A 21,562-nucleotide genomic window follows, 5' to 3' on the forward strand; every position below is an offset into this window, starting at 1 on the left:
GTGGGGCTTGCGCCCCGCACTTTCAATGCATCAGAACTGCAGGCCGCCTTCGCGGGCCGCATCGGCGAGCGCCTTGATGCGACCGTGGTAGCGGTAGCCCGAGCGGTCGAACGCGACCTTCTCGACGCCGGCAGCCTTCGCCTTCTCGGCGATCAGGCGACCGACCTTGGCGGCGGCGTCGCTGTTCTTGCCGTTCTTCAGGCCTTCCTTGACGTCGGACTGCACGGTCGAGGCCGAAGCCAGGACCTTGGAGCCGTCGGACGTGAAGACCTGCGCGTACAAGTGCTGGCCGGTGCGCAGCACCGACAGGCGCGGCACGCCGAGTTCGCGGATGTGGGCGCGCGTCGACTTGGCGCGGCGCAGGCGGGCGGGATTCTTGTTCATGCTTTTGTTCTCCGAAAGCTGAAAGCCGATTAGGCCTTCTTGGCTTCCTTGCGGATGATGTTCTCGCCGGCGTACTTCACGCCCTTGCCCTTGTACGGTTCCGGCGGGCGGAAACCGCGGATCTTGGCCGCGACTTCACCGACGCGCTGCTTGTCGGCACCCGACACGACGATTTCCGTCTGCGTCGGCGTCGCGATCGTGATGCCTTCCGGGGCGGTGAACAGCACCGGATGCGAGAAGCCCAGCGAGAGGTTGAGGTCCTTGCCCTGCATCGCGGCACGGTAGCCGACGCCCACCAGCTCGAGCTTGCGCTCGAAGCCGGACGTGACGCCCTGGACCATGTTGGCGACGATGGCGCGGAGCGTACCGGCCAGCGGGACGAGCGACGGATCGTTCGCCGAAACCTGCGCGGTATCGTTCTCGACCTTGATGTCGATGCCGGCCGGCTTGGCGATCGACAAGGTGCCCTTCGGGCCCTTGACGCTCACGCTTTCCGGCTGGACGTTCAGTTCGATGCCCTTCGCGAGGGCGATCGGCTTCTTGGCGACACGGGACATTATCTGTACTCCCTTAAGCCACGAAGCACAGGACTTCGCCGCCGACGCCCTGCTGGCGTGCCTGCGTGTCGGTCATGATGCCCTTCGAGGTGGAGATGATCGCGACACCCAGGCCACCGAGGACCTTGGGCAGCGCGTCCTTGCCGCGGTACTGGCGCAGGCTGGACTTCGAAACGCGCTGCAGGCGTTCGATGACCGGCTTGCCCTCGTAATACTTCAGCGCGATTTCCAGGACCGACTTGGCGCCGTCCTTGGTCACGCGCGACGACGCGATGTAGCCCTCGTCCGCGAGGACCTTGGCGATCGCGACCTTGATGTTCGACGACGGCATCGAAACCGCCGGCTTGCCAACCGCGGCCGCATTGCGAATGCGGACCAGCATGTCGGCGATGGGATCAGTCATGCTCATTGATTACTACCTTTGAGTGCACCGATATCCGCGAAATTGCGAATAGCTAGTAAGTGGAACGGTGTTGCGATTGCTTTACCAGGACGCCTTGCGGAGGCCCGGGACGTCGCCGCGCATCGTGGCTTCGCGCAGCTTGTTGCGCGCCAGGCCGAACTTTGCGTAGACGCCACGCGGACGGCCGGTGATCGCGCAACGGTTGCGCTGGCGGCTTTCCGAGGAGTCGCGCGGCAGCTTCTGCAGCTTGACCACGGCTTCCATCTTTTCTTCGTACGACGCGGACTGGCTGGAGATGATCTTCTTCAGCGCCTCACGCTTCGCACCATGCTGCTTCGCCAGCTTGGCGCGCTTGATGTCGCGGTTGACCATCGAGGTCTTGGCCATGTGGTGTCAGCCTCAGTTGCGGAACGGGAAGCGGAAGGCCTCGAGCAGGGCCTTGGCCTCTGCGTCGGTCTTCGCCGTGGTGGTGATCGCGATGTCCATGCCGCGCATGGCGTCGACCTGGTCGAAATCGATCTCCGGGAAGATGATCTGTTCCTTGACGCCCATGTTGTAGTTGCCGCGGCCGTCGAACGAACGACCCGACACGCCGCGGAAGTCGCGCACGCGCGGCAGCGAAATGTTGATCAGGCGGTCCAGGAATTCGAACATGCGGGCACGGCGCAAGGTGACCTTGCAGCCGATCGGCCAGCCGTCGCGGATCTTGAACGACGCCACCGAGATGCGCGACTTGGTGACCAACGGCTTCTGGCCGGAGATCTTGGCCATGTCGGCCACCGCGTTCTCGAGGATCTTCTTGTTCGCCGCGGCCTCGCCCACGCCCATGTTGAGCGTGACCTTGACCAGCTTCGGCACCTGCATCGGATTGGTGTAGCCGAACTGTTGCATCAGCTTCGGCACCACTTCTTCCTTGTAAATCTTTTCAAGACGCGTCATGACTTTTCCTCGGACGACTGCATCAGCCGTCGATTGCTTCACCACTGGAGCGGAACACACGCAATTTGCGTCCATCCTCCAGGACCTTGAAACCGACGCGCTCGCCCTTGCCCGTCGCCGGGTTGAAGAGCATCACGTTCGAAATGTGGATCGGCGCTTCGCGCTCGATCACGCCGCCGGGCTGGCCGGCCTGCGGGTTCGGCTTGGTGTGGCGCTTGACGACGTTGACGTTGGCCACGACGAGCTTGTCGCCCGCCATGCGCACGACGTCGCCACGCTTGCCCTTGTCCTTGCCGGAGATGACGACCACCTGGTCGCCCTTGCGGATACGGTTCATGTCAGTTCCTTCCGCCTCAGAGCACTTCGGGCGCGAGCGAGACGATCTTCATGAACTTCTCGGAACGCAGCTCGCGGGTCACAGGCCCGAAGATGCGCGTGCCGATCGGCTCATGCTTGTTGTTGAGCAACACCGCGGCGTTGCCGTCGAAGCGGATCAGCGAACCGTCGGCGCGGCGCACACCCTTGCGGGTACGGACCACGACGGCGTCGTAGACGTCGCCCTTCTTGACCTTGCCGCGCGGGATCGCGTCCTTGACGGTCACCTTGATGATGTCGCCGATGTGGGCATAGCGGCGCTTCGAACCACCGAGCACCTTGATGCACATCAGTTCCTTGGCGCCCGAATTGTCGGCGGCGTCGAGATAGCTCTGCATCTGGATCATGGCTGTCTCTCCTTACTCGGCCGCACGGGCGAGGATTTCAACCACCCGCCAGTTCTTGGTCTTGGACATCGGCGCGCATTCGGCGATGCGCACGACATCGCCTTCCTTGCAGGCGTTGTCGGCGTCATGCGCGTGCAGCTTGGTCGAGCGGCGCATGTACTTGCCGTACAGCGCGTGCTTGACCTGGCGCTCGACGAGCACGGTGATGGTCTTGTCCATCTTGTTGCTGACAACGCGGCCTTCGACCGTGTGCAGCTTCTTGGTTGTTTCGTTCATCGTCGCCGTCCCTTACTTCTTGTTGCCCGCGGCACCCAGCAGCATGTTCACGCGCGCGATTTCGCGGCGGACACGGCGGGCATCGTGGGTCTTGGCCAGCTGGCCGGTGGCTTTCTGCATGCGGAGCGCGAACTGCTCCTTCTGCAGGTCCACCAGGTGGGCCTTCAGTTCGTCGGCGGACTTCTGACGCATTTGCTTGAGTTCCATCAGCGCACCGTCCGGGTCACAAAGGTGGTGGTGACCGAGAGCTTGGCCGCGGCCAGGCGGAACGCCTCGCGTGCGACGTCTTCGCTGACGCCCTCGATCTCATAGATCATGCGGCCCGGCTGGATCTGCGCGACCCAGTACTCGACGTTGCCCTTGCCCGAGCCCATTCGCACTTCGATGGGCTTCTTGGTGATCGGCTTGTCGGGGAACACGCGGATCCACATCTTGCCGCCGCGCTTGACGTAGCGGCTGATCGAGCGGCGGGCCGCTTCGATCTGGCGCGCGGTCAGCTGGCCGAACGCTGTGGACTTCAGGCCGTACTCGCCGAACGAGACGGCGTTGCCGCTCCAGCTCAGGCCGTCGTTACGGCCCTTGTGCATCTTGCGGTATTTGGTTCGCTTGGGTTGCAGCATGATTATTCCCTCGCCTCGCGATCACGACGCGGACCACGCGGACGGTCGGCGCGATCGCCGCGGTCACCGCGGTCGCTGCGCGGAGAGTCGTCCTGCTTTTCCTGGCCGATCTGGCTGAAGTCGAAGACTTCGCCCTTGTAGACCCACACCTTGATGCCGATGATCCCGTACGTCGTCTTCGCTTCGGCAAAGCCGTAGTCGATGTCGGCGCGCAGGGTGTGCAGCGGCACGCGGCCTTCGCGGTACCACTCCGAACGGGCGATTTCCGCGCCGTTGAGGCGGCCAGCGACGTTGACCTTGATGCCCAGGGCACCGAGGCGCATCGCGTTGCCGACGGCGCGCTTCATCGCGCGACGGAACATGATGCGGCGCTCGAGCTGCTGCGCGATCGATTCGGCGACCAGCTGCGCATCGAGTTCCGGCTTGCGGACTTCGGTGACGTTGATGTGCGCCGGGACGCCCATCAGGTCACTGACTTCCTTGCGCAGCTTCTCGATGTCCTCGCCACGCTTGCCGATCACCACGCCCGGGCGGGCGGTGTGGATCGTGACGCGCGCGTTGTTGGCCGGACGCTCGATGAGGATCTTCGAGATGCCGGCCTGCGCGAGCTTCTTGCGCAGCATGTCGCGGACCTTGAGGTCGGCGATCAGGTAATCCGCGTAATGCTTCTTGCCGGCGAACCACTTGGAATTCCAGTCCTTGGCGATGCCCAGGCGGATGCCGGTCGGATGAACTTTATGACCCATGTCTGATCTCCGCCGTTACTTGCCGGCACCGACAACCACGGTGATGTGGCTGGTGCGCTTGAGGATCCGGGTGCCGCGGCCCTTCGCGCGCGCCATGAAGCGCTTCAGCGTCGGACCTTCGTCGACCATGATGGACTTGACGCGCAACTCGTCGACGTCGGCGCCCTGGTTGTTTTCCGCGTTGGCGATCGCCGACTCGACGACCTTGCGGATCATGCCCGCGGCCTTCTTGTCGGAGAACTTCAGCAGGTTGACCGCGCGCTCGGCCGAGAGGCCGCGCACCTGGTCAGCCACGAGCCGGGCCTTCTGGGCGGAGATGCGCGCGCTGCGCAGGATGGCTTTCGCTTCCATGGTCATCTCCCTTACTTGCCCGACTTCTTGTCGCCACCGTGACCCTTGAAGGTCCGGGTGAGCGCGAATTCGCCGAGCTTGTGGCCGACCATGTTCTCGTTGACGAGCACGGGAATATGGTTCTTGCCGTTGTGGACGGCGATGGTGAAGCCGACCATTTCCGGCATGACCATCGAGCGACGCGACCAGGTCTTGATCGGCTTCTTGTTGTTGGCCGCAGCCTCCACCTTCTTGATCAGGTGGTGGTCGACGAACGGACCTTTCTTCAGTGAACGTGCCATGGCCGATTAACCCCTGCGATCGCGCACGATGAATTGCGTGGTGCGCTTGTTCTTGCGCGTCTTGTAACCCTTGGTCGGCACGCCCCACGGCGTGACCGGATGCGGGTTGCCCTGGCCTGCCTTCGCCTCGCCACCACCGTGCGGGTGGTCGACCGGGTTCATGGCGGCGCCGCGGACGGTCGGCTTGACGCCGCGCCAGCGCTTCGCACCTGCCTTGCCCAGCTTTTCGAGGTTGTGCTCGACGTTGCCGACTTCGCCGACCGTCGCGCGGCACTCGGCCGGCACCTTGCGCATTTCGCCGGAGCGAAGGCGCAGGGTGGCGTAACCGGATTCGCGGGCGATCAGCTGCACGCCGGCACCGGCGGCACGCGCCAGCTGCGCACCCTTGCCCGGCTTCATCTCGATGCAATGCACCGTGGAGCCGACGGGGATGTTGCGCAGGGGCAGCGTGTTGCCGACCTTGATCGGGGCGTCACGGCCCGCGATCACCTGGTCGCCGCTCTTCAGGCCCTTGGGGGCGATGATGTAGCGGCGCTCGCCATCGACGTAGCACAGCAGCGCGATGTGCGCGGTGCGGTTGGGATCGTATTCGATCCGCTCCACGCGCGCCGGAATGCCTTCCTTGTCGCGCTTGAAGTCGATGATGCGGTAGTTCTGCTTGTGACCACCGCCGATGTGGCGGGTGGTGATGCGACCGTGGTGGTTACGACCACCGGTCTTCGCCTTCTTCTCGACGAGGGCCGCGAACGGCGCACCCTTGTGGAGATCCGGCGTCACGACGCGGACCGCGGAACGGCGGCCGGGCGAGGTGGGCTTGAAAGTCATCAGTGCCATTGGGTCTGTCCTCAGGCCTTGGCCATCATCACGTCGATCGACTGGCCATCGGCCAGCTTCACGTACGCCTTGCGCCAGTCGCCGCGCTTGCCCTGGCGGAACTTGAAGGCCTTGTTCTTGCCCTTCACGTTCACCACGTTCACCGCTTCGACCGTCACCGAAAAGATCTGCTCGATCGCCGCCTTGACGTCCGCCTTGGTGGCGGTCTTGGCGATCTCGAAGACGTACTGGTTCGACACTTCCTGCAGGCGGGCGGTCTTTTCGGACACCCGCGGCGCACGGATCACGTCATACAAATTGCTGAAGGTCGGCTTGATGTTGTTCATGCCAGCCACTCCTCGATCTTCTTGACCGCATCGGCGGTGACGATGACCGTGTCGGCGCCCACGAGGGCCACCGGGTCGAGGCCCTGCACGTCGCGCACTTCGACGTACGGCAGGTTGCGCGCGGACAAGTACAGCGACTCGTTCGCTTCCTCGGTCACGATCAGCGGACGGCGGCCCACTTCCAGGCCGGCGAGCTTCGCGATGAGGCCCTTCGTCTTCGGACCGTCGACATCGAACGACTCGACGACCTTGATGCGGCCCTGGCGGTTGAGCTCGGACAGGATCGCCGAGATCGCCGCGCGGTACATCTTGCGGTTGACCTTCTGCGCGAAGCTGCGCGGCTTGGCCGCGAACGTCACGCCGCCGCCGACGAAGATCGGAGCCGTCAGCGCGCCATGACGCGCACCGCCGCCCTTCTGCTTCTTCGACTTCTTGGTCGTGCCGTTGACTTCCGAACGCGTCTTCTGCGCCTTGGTGCCGGCGCGACCTGCGTTGCGGTAGGCAACGACGACCTGGTGGACGAGGTCTTCGCTGAATTCACGACCGAACACGGCGTCCGAAACGGACAGCTTGTTCGCACTATTGGTGATGGACAGTTCCATCGTCAGACTCCCTTGCTCGTCGGACGCACGATGACGTCGCCGCCCGGCGCACCCGGCACGGCACCGCGCACGGCGATCAGGCCGCGCTCGGCGTCGACCTTGACCACGCGCAGGTTCTGCGTCGTCTGCGTTTCGGCACCCATGTGGCCCGACATCTTCTTGCCCGGGAACACGCGGCCCGGCGTCTGGCGCTGGCCGATCGAACCCGGCGAGCGGTGCGACAGCGAGTTACCGTGCGTCGCGTCGCCCATGGTGAAGTTCCAGCGCTTGATCGTGCCCTGGAAGCCCTTGCCCTTGGTGATGCCCTGGACGTCGACGACCTGGCCGACTTCAAAGATGTCGGCGCGGATTTCACCGCCGACCTGGAAGTCGGCGATCTTGTCGTCCTGCACGCGCAGTTCCCACAGGCCGCGACCGGCTTCGACCTTCGCCTTGGCGAGGTGACCGGCTTCCGGCTTGTTGATCAGGGCGGCGCGCTTGACGCCGACGGTGACCTGCACGGCGCTGTAGCCGTCGGTCTCGACCGTCTTCACCTGGGTGATGCGGTTCGGGGTGGCTTCGATCAGGGTCACCGGGATGGACTTGCCATCTTCGGTGAACACGCGGCTCATGCCGGCCTTGCGGCCGACGATGCCCAACGAATATTTCTTCGCGGTCATGGTGGGGGCCTCAGGTCAGCTTGATCTGGACGTCGACGCCGGCCGCGAGCTCGAGCTTCATCAGCGCGTCCACGGTCTTGTCGTTCGGGTCGACGATGTCCAGCACGCGCTTGTGCGTGCGGGTTTCGTATTGGTCACGCGCATCCTTGTCGGCATGCGGCGAGGTAAGAATCGTGAAACGCTCGAGCTTGGTCGGCAGCGGGATCGGGCCGCGCACTTGCGCGCCGGTCCGCTTGGCCGTCTCGACGATCTCGCTGGCCGAGCGGTCGATCAGGCGATGATCGAAAGCCTTCAGCCGAATCCGGATCTTCTGGTCCGCCATGACGGGTATTCCTCAGTGAAAAGAGCGAAGGGTCGGCCTCTGGGTGTGCCGGCCCTGGAACAGGTGAAGCGGTGGAACGTGGAGCAAAAATCAGGGCGGCCCGGTTACCCGGCCGCCCGACAGAATTCGTGAACGCGCAAGCGACTCCGCCATGAGTGCTCCGAAGAACTTCGGAACGGGCGGAGGACTGCCGCGCGACAAATCCGTGTCTGGCGAATACGAAGGACGTCCTGTCCGTCATTTCGCTGGTTTGTTGCTGGTCCCGGGGGCCTGTCCGCATGGGTCAGGCCGCGAGAGCCGTGCATTCTAGGGGGCTCCCGGGGGAATGGCAACCCATTTCCCCGGAAAAACACACCTTTTTCACCTGGACCCCCGCTTTCGCGGGGACCCGGATGCATTACTTCAGGATCTTCGCCACCACGCCGGCGCCGACCGTGCGGCCGCCTTCGCGGATCGCGAAGCGCAGGCCGTCGTCCATCGCGATGGGGTGGATCAGCTCGACCACCATCTTGATGTTGTCGCCCGGCATGACCATTTCCACGCCTTCCGGCAGGGTCACGGCGCCCGTGATGTCGGTCGTGCGGAAGTAGAACTGCGGGCGGTAGCCCTTGAAGAACGGCGTGTGGCGGCCGCCTTCGTCCTTCGACAGCACGTACACCTCGGCTTCGAACGTGGTGTGCGGGGTGATCGAACCCGGCTTGGCCAGCACCTGGCCACGCTCCACGTCGTCACGCTTGGTGCCGCGCAGCAGCAGGCCCGCGTTGTCGCCCGCCTGGCCCTGGTCCAGCAGCTTGCGGAACATTTCCACGCCCGTGACGATCGTCTTCTGCGTCGGACGGATGCCGACGATTTCGATTTCGTCGCCCACCTTGATCACGCCGCGCTCGATGCGGCCCGTCACCACCGTGCCGCGGCCCGAGATCGAGAACACGTCTTCCACCGGCATCAGGAACGGCTTGTCGATCGCGCGCTCCGGCTGCGGGATGAACGAGTCCAGCGCGTCCACCAGCTTCAGGATCGACGGCACGCCGATCTCCGACTGGTCGCCTTCCAGCGCCAGGCGCGCCGAACCCTTGATGATCGGGGTGTCGTCGCCCGGGAATTCGTACTTGGTCAGCAGCTCGCGCACTTCCATCTCGACGAGCTCCAGCAGCTCGGCGTCGTCCACCATGTCCGCCTTGTTCAGGAAGACCACGATGTACGGCACGCCCACCTGGCGCGACAGCAGGATGTGCTCGCGCGTCTGCGGCATCGGGCCGTCGGCCGCCGAACACACCAGGATCGCGCCGTCCATCTGCGCCGCACCCGTGATCATGTTCTTGACGTAGTCCGCGTGTCCCGGGCAATCCACGTGCGCGTAATGGCGGTTGGCCGATTCGTATTCCACGTGCGCCGTCGAGATCGTGATGCCGCGCGCCTTCTCTTCCGGCGCCGCGTCAATCGCGTCATAGGCCTTGAACTCGCCGCCGAAACGCTCTGCGCCCACCTTCGTCAACGCCGCCGTCAGCGTCGTCTTGCCGTGGTCGACGTGGCCGATCGTGCCCACGTTCACGTGGGGCTTGGTGCGCTCGAACTTACCCTTTGCCATGGCTGCTTCCCTCGAAATGCTTTAAGTGTTTGTAGGTCAGGACTTCTTGATCACGGCTTCGGCGATGTTGTTCGGCGCCTCGGCGTAGTGGTCGAATTCCATCGTGAAGGTCGCGCGGCCCTGCGACATCGATCGCAGCGTCGTCGCGTAGCCGAACATTTCGCCCAGCGGGATCATCGCGTTGATGATCTTGCCCGACGGGCTGTCGTCCTGGCCCTGCAGGATGCCGCGGCGGCGGCTGACGTCGCCCATCACGTCGCCGAGGTAATCCTCGGGCGTGACGATCTCGACCTTCATCATCGGCTCGAGCAGCACCGGGGAGGCCTTGTGGAAGCCTTCCTTGAAGCCCATCGAACCCGCGATCTTGAACGCCATTTCGGACGAGTCGACCTCGTGGTACGAACCGTCGACGAGCTTGACCTTGACGTCCACGATCGGGAAGCCGGCCATCAGGCCGTTCGCCACCGCTTCCTGGATGCCCTTGTCGACCGCCGGGATGTATTCCTTCGGAATCACGCCGCCGACGATGCCGTTCTCGAACTCGTAGCCCTTGCCCTGCTCGTTCGGCGAGATCTCCAGCCACACGTGGCCGAACTGACCCTTGCCGCCCGACTGGCGCACGAACTTGCCTTCGGCCTTGACCGCCTTGCGGATCGTTTCGCGATACGCGACCTGCGGCTTGCCGACGTTGGCTTCGACGTTGAACTCGCGCTTCATGCGGTCCACCAGGATTTCCAGGTGGAGCTCGCCCATGCCCGAGATGATCGTCTGGCCGGATTCTTCATCCGTGCGCACGCGGAACGACGGATCTTCCTGCGCGAGGCGACCCAGCGCCAGGCCCATCTTTTCCTGATCGGACTTGGTCTTCGGCTCGACCGCCATCGAAATGACGGGCTCCGGGAAGATCATGCGCTCGAGCGTGATCACGTGGTCCTGCGCGCACAGCGTGTCGCCGGTGGTGACGTCCTTCAGGCCGACGGCCGCGGCGATGTCGCCCGCGCGCACTTCCTTGATCTCGTCACGGTTGTTGGCGTGCATCTGCAGGATGCGGCCCACGCGTTCCTTCTTCGACTTGACCGGGTTGTACACCTGGTCGCCGGAGTTGAGCGTGCCGGAATAGACGCGGAAGAACGTGAGCGAACCCACGAACGGGTCGGTCATGATCTTGAAGGCGAGCGCGGAGAACGGCTCGGAATCCAGCGCCTTGCGGCTGTCTTCCTTGTCGTTTTCGTCGATGCCGGCGACCGGCGGGCGATCGGTCGGCGACGGCAGGAAGCGGATGACCGCGTCGAGCATCGCCTGCACGCCCTTGTTCTTGAACGCGGTGCCGCACAGCGCCGGGATGATCTCGCACTTCAGCGTGCGCTCGCGGATGCCGAAGATGATCTCTTCTTCCGAAAGCTCGCCGTCGTTGAGGTACTTGTCCATCAGCTCTTCGGACGCCTCGGCGGCGGCCTCGACCATGAACGCGCGCGCGGTCGTGCACTCGTCGAGCAGGTGCGCCGGGATGTCGGCGTACTCGAACTTGGTGCCCTTGGATTCCATGTCCCACACGATCGACTTCATCTTGATGAGGTCGATCACGCCTTCGAAGCCTTCCTCGGCGCCGATCGGCACCTGCAGCGGCACCGGGTAGGCACCCAGGCGCGACTTCAGCTGTTCGACGACCTTCGAGAAGTTGGCGCCGGTGCGGTCCATCTTGTTGACGAACGCAAGGCGCGGCACGTTGTACTTGTTGGCCTGGCGCCACACGGTCTCGGACTGCGGCTGCACGCCACCGACCGCGCACAGCACGAACACCGCGCCGTCGAGCACGCGCAGCGAACGCTCGACTTCGATCGTGAAGTCGACGTGCCCGGGGGTGTCGATGATGTTGAAGCGGTATTCCGGCAGGGACATGTCCATGCCCTTCCAGAACGCGGTCGTCGCGGCCGACGTGATCGTGATGCCGCGCTCCTGCTCCTGCTCCATCCAGTCCATCGTCGCGGCACCTTCGTGCACTTCGCCGATCTTGTGGTTGACGCCGGTGTAGAACAGGATGCGTTCGGTCGTCGTGGTCTTGCCGGCGTCGATGTGCGCCATGATGCCGAAATTGCGGTAACGCTCGATGGGAGTGGTGCGAGCCACGGCTGTCTCTCGTTTGATCTTAGGTCGGACGCAATGTCCGGAAGGCCGAAGCCGCCTTGCGGCGGCTCGGGCGAGTGCGGCATCAGGGCCGCGGCGAACCCGGCGTCAGCGCGGGTTCGCAGGTCTTACCAGCGGTAGTGCGCGAACGCCTTGTTCGCTTCCGCCATGCGGTGCGTTTCTTCGCGCTTCTTGATCGCGCCGCCGCGGTTCTCGGAGGCGTCGAGCAGCTCGCCGGCGAGCTTGCGCGGCATGCTGTTCTCGCCGCGCTTGCGGGCGGATTCGATCAGCCAGCGCATCGCCAGCGCCATGCGGCGCGACGAGCGGACTTCGACGGGAACCTGGTACGTGGCACCGCCGACGCGACGGGACTTCACCTCGACCGACGGAGACACGTTGCCCAGCGCCTTCTCGACGAGTTCGATGGCGTTGGCGTTCTTCTCGGTGATGACGTCCATCGCGCCGTACACGATCTTTTCGGCGACCGACTTCTTGCCGCTCTGCATGACCATGTTGATGAAGCGGGCGATCGTCTCGCTCCCGTGCTTCGGGTCGGGCAGGACGGTGCGCTGCGGAGTGGAACCTTTACGCGACATGTTCTATATCCCCTGGATCAGGACTTCGGGCGCTTGGCGCCGTACTTGGAGCGGCTCTGGCGACGCTTGGTGACGCCGGCGGCGTCGAGCGAACCACGCACGGTGTGGTAGCGGACGCCCGGGAGGTCCTTGACGCGACCGCCGCGGATCAGGACCACCGAGTGTTCCTGCAGGTTGTGGCCTTCGCCGCCGATGTACGAGATGACCTCGTAACCGTTGGTGAGGCGCACCTTCGCGACCTTGCGGAGGGCCGAGTTCGGCTTCTTCGGGGTGGTCGTGTAGACGCGGGTGCAGACGCCACGGCGCTGCGGGCAGTTCGCCAGGGCAGGCGAAGTGCTCTTGTAGGTTTCCGGGCTGCGCGGCTTGCGCACCAGCTGGTTGATCGTTGCCATCGAGGGACTCTTTTGGGCGGACCTGCGGTCCAGCGTGAAAACGAAGCAGGCCGGATCCGGCCTGCTTAGACGGAAAAGTATAGCCCGCGCCGACGAAATGCGTCAACGCGAGCCAGGTATTGAGAAGCGGCGGGGCGGCCGAATTCGCGAGGCCGCCCTGCCCTTCATGGTTCCCGCCCGTCCTGGGCCGAAGACGAGGCGCTCCCTGCGCCTCATTTCGTGGTCTGGGACGGCCCGTGGGCCGTCGCGCCGAACAGTTTAGCTGTTGCCGGACTCCTCGCCCGCATCGACCGCCGCTTCCGGCGCCGATTCGGTGACGACCGAACCCGACAGTGCCTCCATCTCCGACTCGGTGAGGCCCGAGGCGTTGCGGCGGCGTGCGCTGTGGTAGGCCAGGCCCGTGCCCGCGGGGATCAAACGACCCACGATCACGTTTTCCTTCAGGCCGCGCAGGCCGTCGCGGGTGCCGCGGACGGCAGCCTCGGTCAGCACGCGGGTGGTCTCCTGGAACGAAGCCGCCGAGATGAACGACTCGGTGGCCAGCGAGGCCTTGGTGATGCCCAGCAGCACCGGGTCGTACTTGGACGGGATCTCGTTCTTCGCAACCGCCGCGGCGTTCGCTTCGATCATGCGCTGGCGCTCGACCTGCTCGCCGTGCAGGAACTTGGTGTCCCCGGCGTCGAGCACTTCGACCTTGCGCAGCATCTGGCGGACGATCACTTCGATGTGCTTGTCGTTGATCTTGACGCCCTGCAGGCGGTAGACGTCCTGGATTTCCTTGGTCAGGTAGACCGCCAGCGGCTCCACGCCGAGCAGGCGCAGGATGTCCTGCGGGCTCGGTTCGCCGTCCACCACGGTCTCGCCCTTCTCCACGTGCTCGCCTTCGAACACGATGATCTGGCGGTACTTCGGGATCAGCTCTTCGTGCTCGCTGCCGTCGGCCTGCTTGATGATCAGGCGCTGCTTGCCCTTGGTGTCCTTGCCGAAGCTGACGATGCCCGAGACCTCGGCGAGGACCGCCGGATCCTTCGGCTTGCGCGCTTCGAACAGGTCGGCCACGCGCGGCAGACCACCGGTGATGTCGCGGGTCTTCGACGCTTCCTGCGGGATCTTGGCGACCACGTCGCCCACGCCGACCGGCGCGCCGTCCTGCAGGTTCACGATCGAGCGCGGCGGCAGCAGGTACTGCGCCGGCAGGTCGGTGCCCGGGATGGAGAGGTCCTTGCCGTTCTTGTCGACGATGCGCACGATCGGGCGGAGGTCCTTGCCCTGCGTGCCCCGACGCTTCGGATCGGTGATTTCGCGCGACGCCAAGCCGGTGAGCTCGTCGGTCTTCTCGATGACGGTGACGCCGTCGATGAAGTCGATGAAGCGCATGAAACCGGCCACTTCCGACACGATCGGGTGGTTATGCGGATCCCAGCTGGCCACGGTCTGGCCGGCCTTGATGCTCGCGCCGTCCTTGACCAGCACGGTGGCGCCGTACGGGAGCTTGTAGCGCTCGCGCTCGCGGCCGTGCAGGTCGAGCACCGACAGTTCACCCGAACGCGAGACCGCGACGAGGTGACCGGCAGCGTGGTCGACGTGCTTGAGGTTGTTGAACTTCACCGTACCGGTCGTCTTGACCGTCACGTTGTCGATCGCCGCCGCACGCGACGCCGCACCACCGATGTGGAACGTACGCATGGTGAGCTGCGTGCCCGGCTCGCCGATCGACTGCGCGGCGACGACGCCGACCGCTTCGCCGTGGTTGACCAGGTGGCCGCGGCCCAGGTCGCGACCGTAGCAATGCGAGCACACGCCGAACGGGCTCTGGCAGGTGATCGTGGAGCGCACCTTGATCGACTGGACGCTGGCGTCCTCGATCTTCTGCACCCACGCCTCGTCGAGCAGCGTGTTGCGCTCGACGAAGGGATCTTCGTCGTTGCCCGGCAGGAACACGTCTTCGGCCACGATGCGGCCCAGCACGCGGTCGCGCAGCGGCTCGACGACATCGCCGCCTTCGACGATCGGCGTCATGGTGAGGCCGTCGAACGTGCCGCAATCGGTCTCGGTGATGACCACGTCCTGCGCGACGTCCACGAGGCGACGGGTCAGGTAACCCGAGTTCGCCGTCTTCAGCGCGGTATCCGCGAGACCCTTTCGGGCGCCGTGGGTCGAGATGAAGTACTGGAGGACGTTGAGGCCTTCGCGGAAGTTCGCGGTGATCGGCGTCTCGATGATCGAGCCGTCCGGCTTGGCCATCAGGCCACGCATGCCGGCCAGCTGGCGGATCTGCGCCTGCGAACCACGCGCACCGGAGTCGGCCATGATGTAGATCGAGTTCATGGACTTCTGCGGAACGCGCTCGCCCTTGGCGTTGAGCACGGTGTCGGTGCCGATCGCGTCCATCATCGCCTTGGCCACGCGCTCGTTCGTGCGCGACCAGATGTCGACGACCTTGTTGTAGCGCTCGCCCGCGGTGACCAGGCCCGACTGGTACTGCTGCTGGATTTCCAGGACCTCGGCTTCCGCCTCGTCCAGGATGCCCTTCTTCTCGCCCGGGATGATCATGTCGTCGATGCCGATCGAAACGCCGGCGCGCGTGGCGTACGCGAAGCCGGTGTACATCAGCTTGTCGGCGAACACGACCGTGTCCTTCAGGCCGAGCATGCGGTAGCAGGAGTTGATCAGGCGCGAGATGTTCTTCTTCGTCAGCTCGGTGTTGGCCAGCTGGTACGGCAGGCCTTCCGGCAGGATTTCCTGCAGCAGCGAACGACCGACCGTCGTGTCGACGATCGAGGTCTTCTTCGAGCGCGAGCCGTCTTCGGCGACCACGGTTTCCGTGATGCGCACCTTGACCTTGGCGTGGATCTCGACGACGCGGTTGTCGTACGCGCGCTTGACCTCGGCGACGTTCGCGAACGCCATGCCTTCACCCTTCTTGTTCTCGAGGGCGCGGGTCATGTAGTACAGGCCGAGCACGACGTCCTGCGACGGCACGATGATCGGCTCGCCGTTGGCGGGCGACAGGATGTTGTTCGACGCCATCATCAGCGCGCGCGCTTCCAGCTGCGCTTCCAGCGACAGCGGGACGTGCACGGCCATCTGGTCGCCGTCGAAGTCGGCGTTGAACGCGGTGCAGACCAGCGGATGCAGCTGGATCGCCTTGCCTTCGATCAGCACCGGCTCGAACGCCTGGATGCCCAAGCGGTGCAGCGTCGGCGCGCGGTTGAGCAGGACCGGGTGCTCGCGGATCACTTCCTCGAGGATGTCCCACACTTCCGCTTCTTCGCGCTCGACCAGCTTCTTGGCGGCCTTGATCGTCGTGGCGAGGCCACGGCGCTGCAGCTTGGCAAAGATGAAGGGCTTGAAGAGCTCCAGCGCCATCTTCTTCGGCAGGCCGCACTCGTGCAGGCGCAGCGTCGGGCCGACCACGATGACCGAACGGCCCGAGTAGTCGACGCGCTTGCCGAGCAGGTTCTGGCGGAAGCGACCCTGCTTGCCCTTGATCATGTCGGCGAGCGACTTGAGCGGGCGCTTGTTGGTACCGGTGATGGCGCGGCCGCGACGGCCGTTGTCCATCAGGGCGTCGACCGACTCCTGCAGCATGCGCTTCTCGTTGCGCACGATGATGTCCGGCGCATTGAGCTCGAGCAGGCGCTTGAGGCGATTGTTGCGGTTGATGACGCGGCGGTACAGGTCGTTGAGGTCCGACGTCGCGAAGCGGCCGCCATCCAGCGGCACCAGCGGACGCAGGTCCGGCGGCAGCACCGGCAGCACGGTCATGACCATCCACTCCGGGCGGTTGCCGGAGTCGAGGAACGCCTCGATCAGCTTGATGCGCTTGGTGAGGCGCTTGAGCTTGGTCTCGGAGTTGGTCGCGGCGATCTCTTCCTTCAGGCGGAGCATCTCCGACTGCAGGTCGATCGTGCGCAGCAGCTCGTACACGGCCTCGGCGCCCATCGCGGCGTCGAAGTCATCGCCGTGTTCCTGGCGCGCCTGCATGAACTGTTCTTCGGTCAGCAGGTTGCCGCGCTCGAGCGGGGTCAGGCCCGGCTCGGTCACGACGTACGCTTCGAAGTACAGGATGCGTTCGATGTCGCGCAGCGTCATGTCGAGCATCAAACCGATGCGCGACGGGAGCGACTTCAGGAACCAGATGTGCGCGACGGGCGAGGCCAGGTCGATGTGGCCCATGCGCTCGCGGCGCACCTTGGCCAGCGTCACTTCCGTGCCGCACTTCTCGCAGACCACGCCGCGGTGCTTCATGCGCTTGTACTTGCCGCACAGGCACTCGTAGTCCTTGATCGGACCGAAGATCGCGGCGCAGAACAGGCCATCGCGTTCCGGCTTGAACGTGCGGTAGTTGATGGTCTCCGGCTTCTTCACTTCGCCGTAGGACCACGAGCGGATGAGGTCCGGCGACGCCAACGCGATCTTGATCGCGTCGAAGTCGGGCATGGGCCGCTGCTGGTTGAACAGATTGAGCAAGTCTTTCATGGGTGTCTCCTGATCGGCGGCGGCGGCTTAGCGGGTTTCTTCGAGTTCCATGTTGATGGCGAGGGAGCGGATCTCCTTCACCAACACATTGAAGGACTCCGGCATCCCCGCGACCATCTCGTGTTCGCCGTCGACGATGTTCTTGTACATCTGGTTGCGGCCCTGCACGTCGTCGGACTTCACCGTCAGCATTTCCTGCAGGGTGTAGGCCGCGCCGTAGGCTTCCAGCGCCCAGACTTCCATTTCGCCGAAGCGCTGGCCGCCGAACTGCGCCTTGCCGCCCAGCGGCTGCTGGGTGACGAGCGAGTACGGACCGGTCGAACGCGCGTGCATCTTGTCGTCGACCAGGTGGTTGAGCTTCAGCATGTGCATGTAGCCGATGGTGACCGGACGCTCGAACGCTTCGCCCGTGCGGCCGTCGTGCAGCATCGTCTGGCCGCTCAGCGGCAGGTCGGCGAGTTCGAGCATGCGCTTGATCTCGGTCTCGGCCGCGCCGTCGAACACCGGCGTGGCCATCGGCACGCCGTCGGTCAGGTTGTTCGCCAGGCGCAGGAGTTCCGCGTCGGTGAACTGCGTGAGATCCACGCGCTGGCCGTTGACTTCGTTGTCGTGGTTGTAGATCTGGTCCAGGAACGTGCGCAGGTCCGCGATCGCCGCCTGTGCCTTGAGCATGCGGTCGATCTTCTGGCCCAGGCCCTTGGCGGCCCAGCCCAGGTGCGTCTCGAGGATCTGGCCGATGTTCATTCGGCTCGGCACGCCCAGCGGGTTGAGCACGATGTCGACGGTCTGGCCATCGGCGGAGTACGGCATGTCTTCGACCGGGACGATCGTCGACACCACACCCTTGTTGCCGTGGCGGCCGGCCATCTTGTCGCCCGGCTGGATGCGGCGCTTCACCGCGAGGAACACCTTCACCATCTTGAGCACGCCCGGGGCGAGGTCGTCGCCCTGGGTGATCTTGCCGCGCTTGTCGGCGAAGCGACGCTCGAATTCCTTCTCGTGCGCATCGATCTGCTTCGACGCGCGTTCGATGGCGTCGTTGGCGTCATCGTCCTTCATGCGCAGCTGGAACCACTCGGCCTTCTTCAGGCTGTCCATGTATTCCGCGCTGATCACGTCGCCCTTCTTCAGGTTGGGGCCGCCGTTGGCGACCTTGCCCAGGAGCTGCGAACGCAGGCGCGCGTAGATGGCGCCCTCGAGGATGCGGAACTGGTCGTCGAAGTCCTTCTTGACGCGACGGATCTCGGATTCCTCGATCTGGCGCGCGCGCTTGTCCTTCTCGATGCCGTCGCGGGTGAAGACCTGCACGTCGATGACGGTGCCGTCCATGCCCGGCGGAACGCGGAGCGAGCTGTCCTTCACGTCCGAAGCCTTCTCGCCGAAGATCGCGCGGAGGAGCTTCTCTTCCGGCGTCAGCTGCGATTCGCCCTTCGGCGTGACCTTGCCGACCATGATGTCGCCGGCGCGGACTTCCGCACCGATGTACACCACGCCCGACTCGTCGAGGCGGTTGAGCGCCTGCTCGGAGACATTCGGGATGTCGGCGGAGATTTCTTCCGGGCCCAGCTTCGTGTCGCGCGCGACGCAGGTCAGCTCTTCGATGTGGATCGTCGTGTAGCGATCCTCTTCCACCACGCGCTCGGAGAGCAGGATGGAGTCTTCGAAGTTGTAGCCGTTCCACGGCATGAACGCGACCAGCATGTTCTGGCCGAGCGCGAGCTCGCCGATGTCGGTCGAGGGACCGTCGGCCAGCACGTCGCCGCGGGCCACGCGGTCGCCCACGTTCACGAGCGGGGTCTGGTTGATGCAGGTGTTCTGGTTGGAGCGCGTGTACTTGATCAGCGTGTAGATGTCGACGCCGGCATCGGTCTCGCCGACGATCTCGTTCTCGTTGACCTTCACCACGATGCGGCCGGCGTCGATCTGCTCGATCAGGCCACCGCGGCGCGCGTTCACCGTCACGCCCGAGTCGCGCGCAACCGCCCGCTCGATGCCGGTGCCCACGAGCGGCTTCTGCGACTTCAGCGTCGGCACGGCCTGGCGCTGCATGTTCGCGCCCATCAGCGCGCGGTTGGCGTCGTCGTGCTCGAGGAACGGCACGAGGGCCGCCGCGACCGACACGGTCTGCATCGGCGAGACGTCCATGAAGTGGATCTCGCTCGGCGGCTTGAGCAGCGACTCACCCTGGTAACGGCACGCGACGAACTGCGAGGTGATCGTGCCCTTGTCGTCGGTCGGCGCGTTGGCCTGCGCGATGACGTACTCGTTCTCTTCGATCGCCGAGAGGAACTCGACGTCGTCGGTCACCTTGCCGTTGACGACCTTGCGGTACGGCGTCTCGAGGAAGCCGTAGCGGTTGGTGCGCGCGAACACGGCGAGCGAGTTGATCAGGCCGATGTTCGGGCCTTCCGGCGTTTCGATCGTGCACACGCGACCGTAGTGCGTGGGATGCACGTCGCGCACTTCGAAGCCCGCGCGTTCGCGCGTCAGGCCACCCGGGCCCAGCGCGGAGACGCGACGCTTGTGCGTCACTTCCGACAGCGGGTTGTTCTGGTCCATGAACTGCGAGAGCTGCGAGGAGCCGAAGAACTCCTTGATCGCGGCGGCCACCGGCTTGGCGTTGATCAGTTCCTGCGGCGTCAGGCCTTCGGACTCGGCCATCGACAGGCGTTCCTTGACCGCGCGCTCGACGCGGACCAGGCCCACGCGGAACACGTTCTCGGCCATTTCGCCGACCGAACGCACGCGACGGTTGCCCAGGTGGTCGATGTCGTCCACTACGCCACGGCCGTTGCGGATCTCGGTGAGCACGCGGATCACGTCGAGGATGTCGGACGTATCGCCCATCGTCGAGACGAGGCGCTGCGCTTCTTCGTCCTTGCCGTTCTTGTAGTCGCCGAAGTACTTGCGATCGTAGAGGACGGACGGACCCGTCACTTCCTTGCGACCGATGCGGCGGTTGAACTTCATGCGGCCGACGGCGGAGACGTCGTAGCGCTCGAAGGTGAAGAACAGGTTGTGGAAGAGGTTTTCCGCGGCGTCCTTGGTGGGCGGCTCGCCCGGACGCATCATGCGGTAGATCTCGACCAGCGCTTCGAGCTTGGTCTTGGTGCCGTCGATGCGCAGGGTGTTCGACAGGTACGGGCCGCGGTCCAGGTCGTTGACCCAGATGGTGCCGACCGAATCGATGCCCGCCTTGCGGAACTTCGCCAGGTGCTCTTCGTTGATCTCGTCGTTGGCGATGGCCAGCAGTTCGCCGGTCTTCGCGTCGACGACGTCGTGCGCCAGGATGCGGCCGACCACGTACGCGTCCGGCACGGCCAGCGCGGCGATGCCGGACTGCTCGAGCTGCTTGACGTGGCGCGCGGTGATGCGCTTGCCGGCTTCGACGATGACGCGGTCGCCGTCGGCGAGGTCGAACTCCAGCGTTTCGCCGCGCAGGCGCTCGGGCACCAACTCCAGCTGCACGCCTTCGGGTTCGATGTGGAACGTGTTGATCTCGAAGAACGCGCGGAGCATTTCTTCGTTGTTGTAGCCGAGCGCGCGCAGCAGCACGGAGACCGGCAGCTTGCGGCGGCGGTCGATGCGGGTGAACAGCGCGTCCTTGGGGTCGAACTCGAAGTCGAGCCACGAGCCGCGGTAGGGAATGATGCGCGCGGAGTACAGCAGCTTGCCCGAGCTGTGCGTCTTGCCACGGTCGTGGTCGAAGAACACGCCCGGCGAACGATGCAGCTGCGAGACGATGACGCGCTCGGTGCCGTTGACGATGAAGGTGCCGTTCTCGGTCATGAGCGGGATCTCGCCCATGTAGACCTCCTGCTCCTTCACGTACTTGATGGCCTTGACCGACGATTCGCGGTCGTAGATCACCAGGCGCACGGTCACGCGCAGCGGCGCGCCGTAGGACAGGCCACGGTTGCGGCATTCGCGCTCGTCGAACATCGGCGTGTCGAGCCGGTAGTTGACGTATTCAAGCGCGGCGTTGCCGCTGTAGCTGGTGATCGGGAAGACCGACTTCAGGGCGGCGTGCAGGCCCTTGTCGTCGCGCTTGGAGGGATCGCCCTTCTCCTGGAGGAACTCGCGGTAGGAGTCGACCTGGATCGCGAGCAGGAACGGCACCTCGAGGATCGAACGGCGCTTGCCGAAATCCTTGCGGATGCGCTTCTTCTCGGTGAACGAGTAATTCGTCGTGGACGCTGTGGTCATGGACATGGGGCTGTCGCCTCTCGTAGCTGCGGCCGCGCACGGTGGCGGGGCCGGGGGGAACGTCAAATTGCCAGTGGGAAGTCGCTGGTATTGCCGGCACCAGCACGCCTTCTCCCGCTACTTCCGACTGTCAACTCGGTCTCTTGGGTGAC

Annotated in this window: 24 protein-coding genes; all 24 read right to left on the reverse strand. The window is 64.8% G+C overall.

The genetic code is table 11. The annotated features are described in order from the left end of the window. Positions 1 to 30: 30 nt before the first annotated feature. Complete coding sequence (gene rplR, locus LYSCAS_RS02490; RefSeq protein ID WP_213435460.1) at positions 31 to 384, reverse strand: 50S ribosomal protein L18; 354 nt, start codon at positions 382 to 384, stop codon at positions 31 to 33. A gap of 29 nt (positions 385 to 413) precedes the next feature. Next, on the reverse strand, positions 414 to 941 hold the full coding sequence (gene rplF, locus LYSCAS_RS02495; protein WP_213435461.1) for a 50S ribosomal protein L6: 528 nt from the start codon (positions 939 to 941) through the stop codon (positions 414 to 416). Positions 942 to 954: 13 nt separating this feature from the next. Then, positions 955 to 1,350: a 30S ribosomal protein S8 gene (gene rpsH, locus LYSCAS_RS02500; RefSeq protein ID WP_213435462.1), complete on the reverse strand. Its 396-nt coding sequence runs from the start codon at positions 1,348 to 1,350 to the stop codon at positions 955 to 957. A 75-nt stretch (positions 1,351 to 1,425) separates the two neighbouring features. After that, entirely contained in the window at positions 1,426 to 1,731 is a 306-nt protein-coding gene (gene rpsN, locus LYSCAS_RS02505; protein WP_213435463.1) for a 30S ribosomal protein S14, read from the reverse strand. Positions 1,732 to 1,743: 12 nt separating this feature from the next. After that, the gene (gene rplE / locus LYSCAS_RS02510; protein ID WP_213435464.1) at positions 1,744 to 2,283 is read right to left on the reverse strand and encodes a 50S ribosomal protein L5; all 540 of its coding nucleotides are present in this window, start codon (positions 2,281 to 2,283) and stop codon (positions 1,744 to 1,746) included. A 22-nt stretch (positions 2,284 to 2,305) separates the two neighbouring features. Beyond that, positions 2,306 to 2,620: a 50S ribosomal protein L24 gene (gene rplX / locus LYSCAS_RS02515; protein WP_213435465.1), complete on the reverse strand. Its 315-nt coding sequence runs from the start codon at positions 2,618 to 2,620 to the stop codon at positions 2,306 to 2,308. A gap of 16 nt (positions 2,621 to 2,636) precedes the next feature. After that, a complete protein-coding gene (rplN, locus tag LYSCAS_RS02520; RefSeq protein WP_036167737.1) occupies positions 2,637 to 3,005 on the reverse strand; it encodes a 50S ribosomal protein L14 in 369 nt (122 codons plus the stop codon). A gap of 12 nt (positions 3,006 to 3,017) precedes the next feature. Continuing rightward, a complete protein-coding gene (gene rpsQ, locus LYSCAS_RS02525) occupies positions 3,018 to 3,281 on the reverse strand; it encodes a 30S ribosomal protein S17 (protein WP_213435466.1) in 264 nt (87 codons plus the stop codon). Between the two features lie 12 nt (positions 3,282 to 3,293). Further along, positions 3,294 to 3,488, reverse strand: coding sequence for a 50S ribosomal protein L29 (rpmC, locus tag LYSCAS_RS02530; protein WP_213435467.1), 195 nt, complete (start codon positions 3,486 to 3,488; stop codon positions 3,294 to 3,296). Next, positions 3,488 to 3,901 (reverse strand): 50S ribosomal protein L16, encoded by a 414-nt coding sequence (gene rplP, locus LYSCAS_RS02535; protein ID WP_213435468.1) that lies wholly within the window; start codon positions 3,899 to 3,901, stop codon positions 3,488 to 3,490. The genes rpmC and rplP overlap by 1 nt, the downstream gene beginning before the upstream one ends. Positions 3,902 to 3,903: 2 nt before the next feature. Next, on the reverse strand, positions 3,904 to 4,647 hold the full coding sequence (gene rpsC, locus LYSCAS_RS02540) for a 30S ribosomal protein S3 (RefSeq protein WP_213435469.1): 744 nt from the start codon (positions 4,645 to 4,647) through the stop codon (positions 3,904 to 3,906). Between the two features lie 15 nt (positions 4,648 to 4,662). Then, on the reverse strand, positions 4,663 to 4,998 hold the full coding sequence (gene rplV, locus LYSCAS_RS02545; protein ID WP_213435470.1) for a 50S ribosomal protein L22: 336 nt from the start codon (positions 4,996 to 4,998) through the stop codon (positions 4,663 to 4,665). An 11-nt stretch (positions 4,999 to 5,009) separates the two neighbouring features. Beyond that, on the reverse strand, positions 5,010 to 5,279 hold the full coding sequence (gene rpsS, locus LYSCAS_RS02550; RefSeq protein ID WP_213435471.1) for a 30S ribosomal protein S19: 270 nt from the start codon (positions 5,277 to 5,279) through the stop codon (positions 5,010 to 5,012). A 6-nt stretch (positions 5,280 to 5,285) separates the two neighbouring features. Continuing rightward, complete coding sequence (rplB, locus tag LYSCAS_RS02555; RefSeq protein ID WP_213435472.1) at positions 5,286 to 6,113, reverse strand: 50S ribosomal protein L2; 828 nt, start codon at positions 6,111 to 6,113, stop codon at positions 5,286 to 5,288. An 11-nt stretch (positions 6,114 to 6,124) separates the two neighbouring features. Further along, the gene (gene rplW / locus LYSCAS_RS02560) at positions 6,125 to 6,439 is read right to left on the reverse strand and encodes a 50S ribosomal protein L23 (RefSeq protein ID WP_213435473.1); all 315 of its coding nucleotides are present in this window, start codon (positions 6,437 to 6,439) and stop codon (positions 6,125 to 6,127) included. Continuing rightward, positions 6,436 to 7,041 (reverse strand): 50S ribosomal protein L4, encoded by a 606-nt coding sequence (gene rplD, locus LYSCAS_RS02565; RefSeq protein ID WP_213435474.1) that lies wholly within the window; start codon positions 7,039 to 7,041, stop codon positions 6,436 to 6,438. The genes rplW and rplD overlap by 4 nt, the downstream gene beginning before the upstream one ends. Positions 7,042 to 7,043: 2 nt before the next feature. Then, complete coding sequence (rplC, locus tag LYSCAS_RS02570) at positions 7,044 to 7,700, reverse strand: 50S ribosomal protein L3 (protein ID WP_213435475.1); 657 nt, start codon at positions 7,698 to 7,700, stop codon at positions 7,044 to 7,046. Between the two features lie 10 nt (positions 7,701 to 7,710). After that, a complete protein-coding gene (gene rpsJ, locus LYSCAS_RS02575; protein WP_156641283.1) occupies positions 7,711 to 8,022 on the reverse strand; it encodes a 30S ribosomal protein S10 in 312 nt (103 codons plus the stop codon). A 397-nt stretch (positions 8,023 to 8,419) separates the two neighbouring features. Next, complete coding sequence (gene tuf / locus LYSCAS_RS02580) at positions 8,420 to 9,610, reverse strand: elongation factor Tu (protein ID WP_213435476.1); 1,191 nt, start codon at positions 9,608 to 9,610, stop codon at positions 8,420 to 8,422. A 36-nt stretch (positions 9,611 to 9,646) separates the two neighbouring features. Continuing rightward, positions 9,647 to 11,737 carry an elongation factor G gene (gene fusA, locus LYSCAS_RS02585; RefSeq protein ID WP_213435477.1) on the reverse strand — a complete coding sequence of 697 codons (2,091 nt, stop codon included), beginning with the start codon at positions 11,735 to 11,737 and terminating at the stop codon, positions 9,647 to 9,649. Positions 11,738 to 11,862: 125 nt separating this feature from the next. Further along, positions 11,863 to 12,330 (reverse strand): 30S ribosomal protein S7, encoded by a 468-nt coding sequence (gene rpsG / locus LYSCAS_RS02590; RefSeq protein ID WP_213435478.1) that lies wholly within the window; start codon positions 12,328 to 12,330, stop codon positions 11,863 to 11,865. A 17-nt stretch (positions 12,331 to 12,347) separates the two neighbouring features. Continuing rightward, on the reverse strand, positions 12,348 to 12,722 hold the full coding sequence (gene rpsL, locus LYSCAS_RS02595) for a 30S ribosomal protein S12 (RefSeq protein ID WP_213435479.1): 375 nt from the start codon (positions 12,720 to 12,722) through the stop codon (positions 12,348 to 12,350). A gap of 258 nt (positions 12,723 to 12,980) precedes the next feature. Next, positions 12,981 to 17,204, reverse strand: a complete 4,224-nt coding sequence (gene rpoC, locus LYSCAS_RS02600; RefSeq protein ID WP_213435480.1) for a DNA-directed RNA polymerase subunit beta' — start codon at positions 17,202 to 17,204, stop codon at positions 12,981 to 12,983. A 27-nt stretch (positions 17,205 to 17,231) separates the two neighbouring features. After that, positions 17,232 to 21,410, reverse strand: coding sequence for a DNA-directed RNA polymerase subunit beta (rpoB, locus tag LYSCAS_RS02605; RefSeq protein ID WP_213437522.1), 4,179 nt, complete (start codon positions 21,408 to 21,410; stop codon positions 17,232 to 17,234). Between the last annotated feature and the right edge of the window lie 152 nt (positions 21,411 to 21,562).

Origin of the sequence: Noviluteimonas caseinilytica (assembly GCF_018406605.1) — a bacterium.
Taxonomy (GTDB): Bacteria; Pseudomonadota; Gammaproteobacteria; order Xanthomonadales; family Xanthomonadaceae; genus Noviluteimonas; species Noviluteimonas caseinilytica.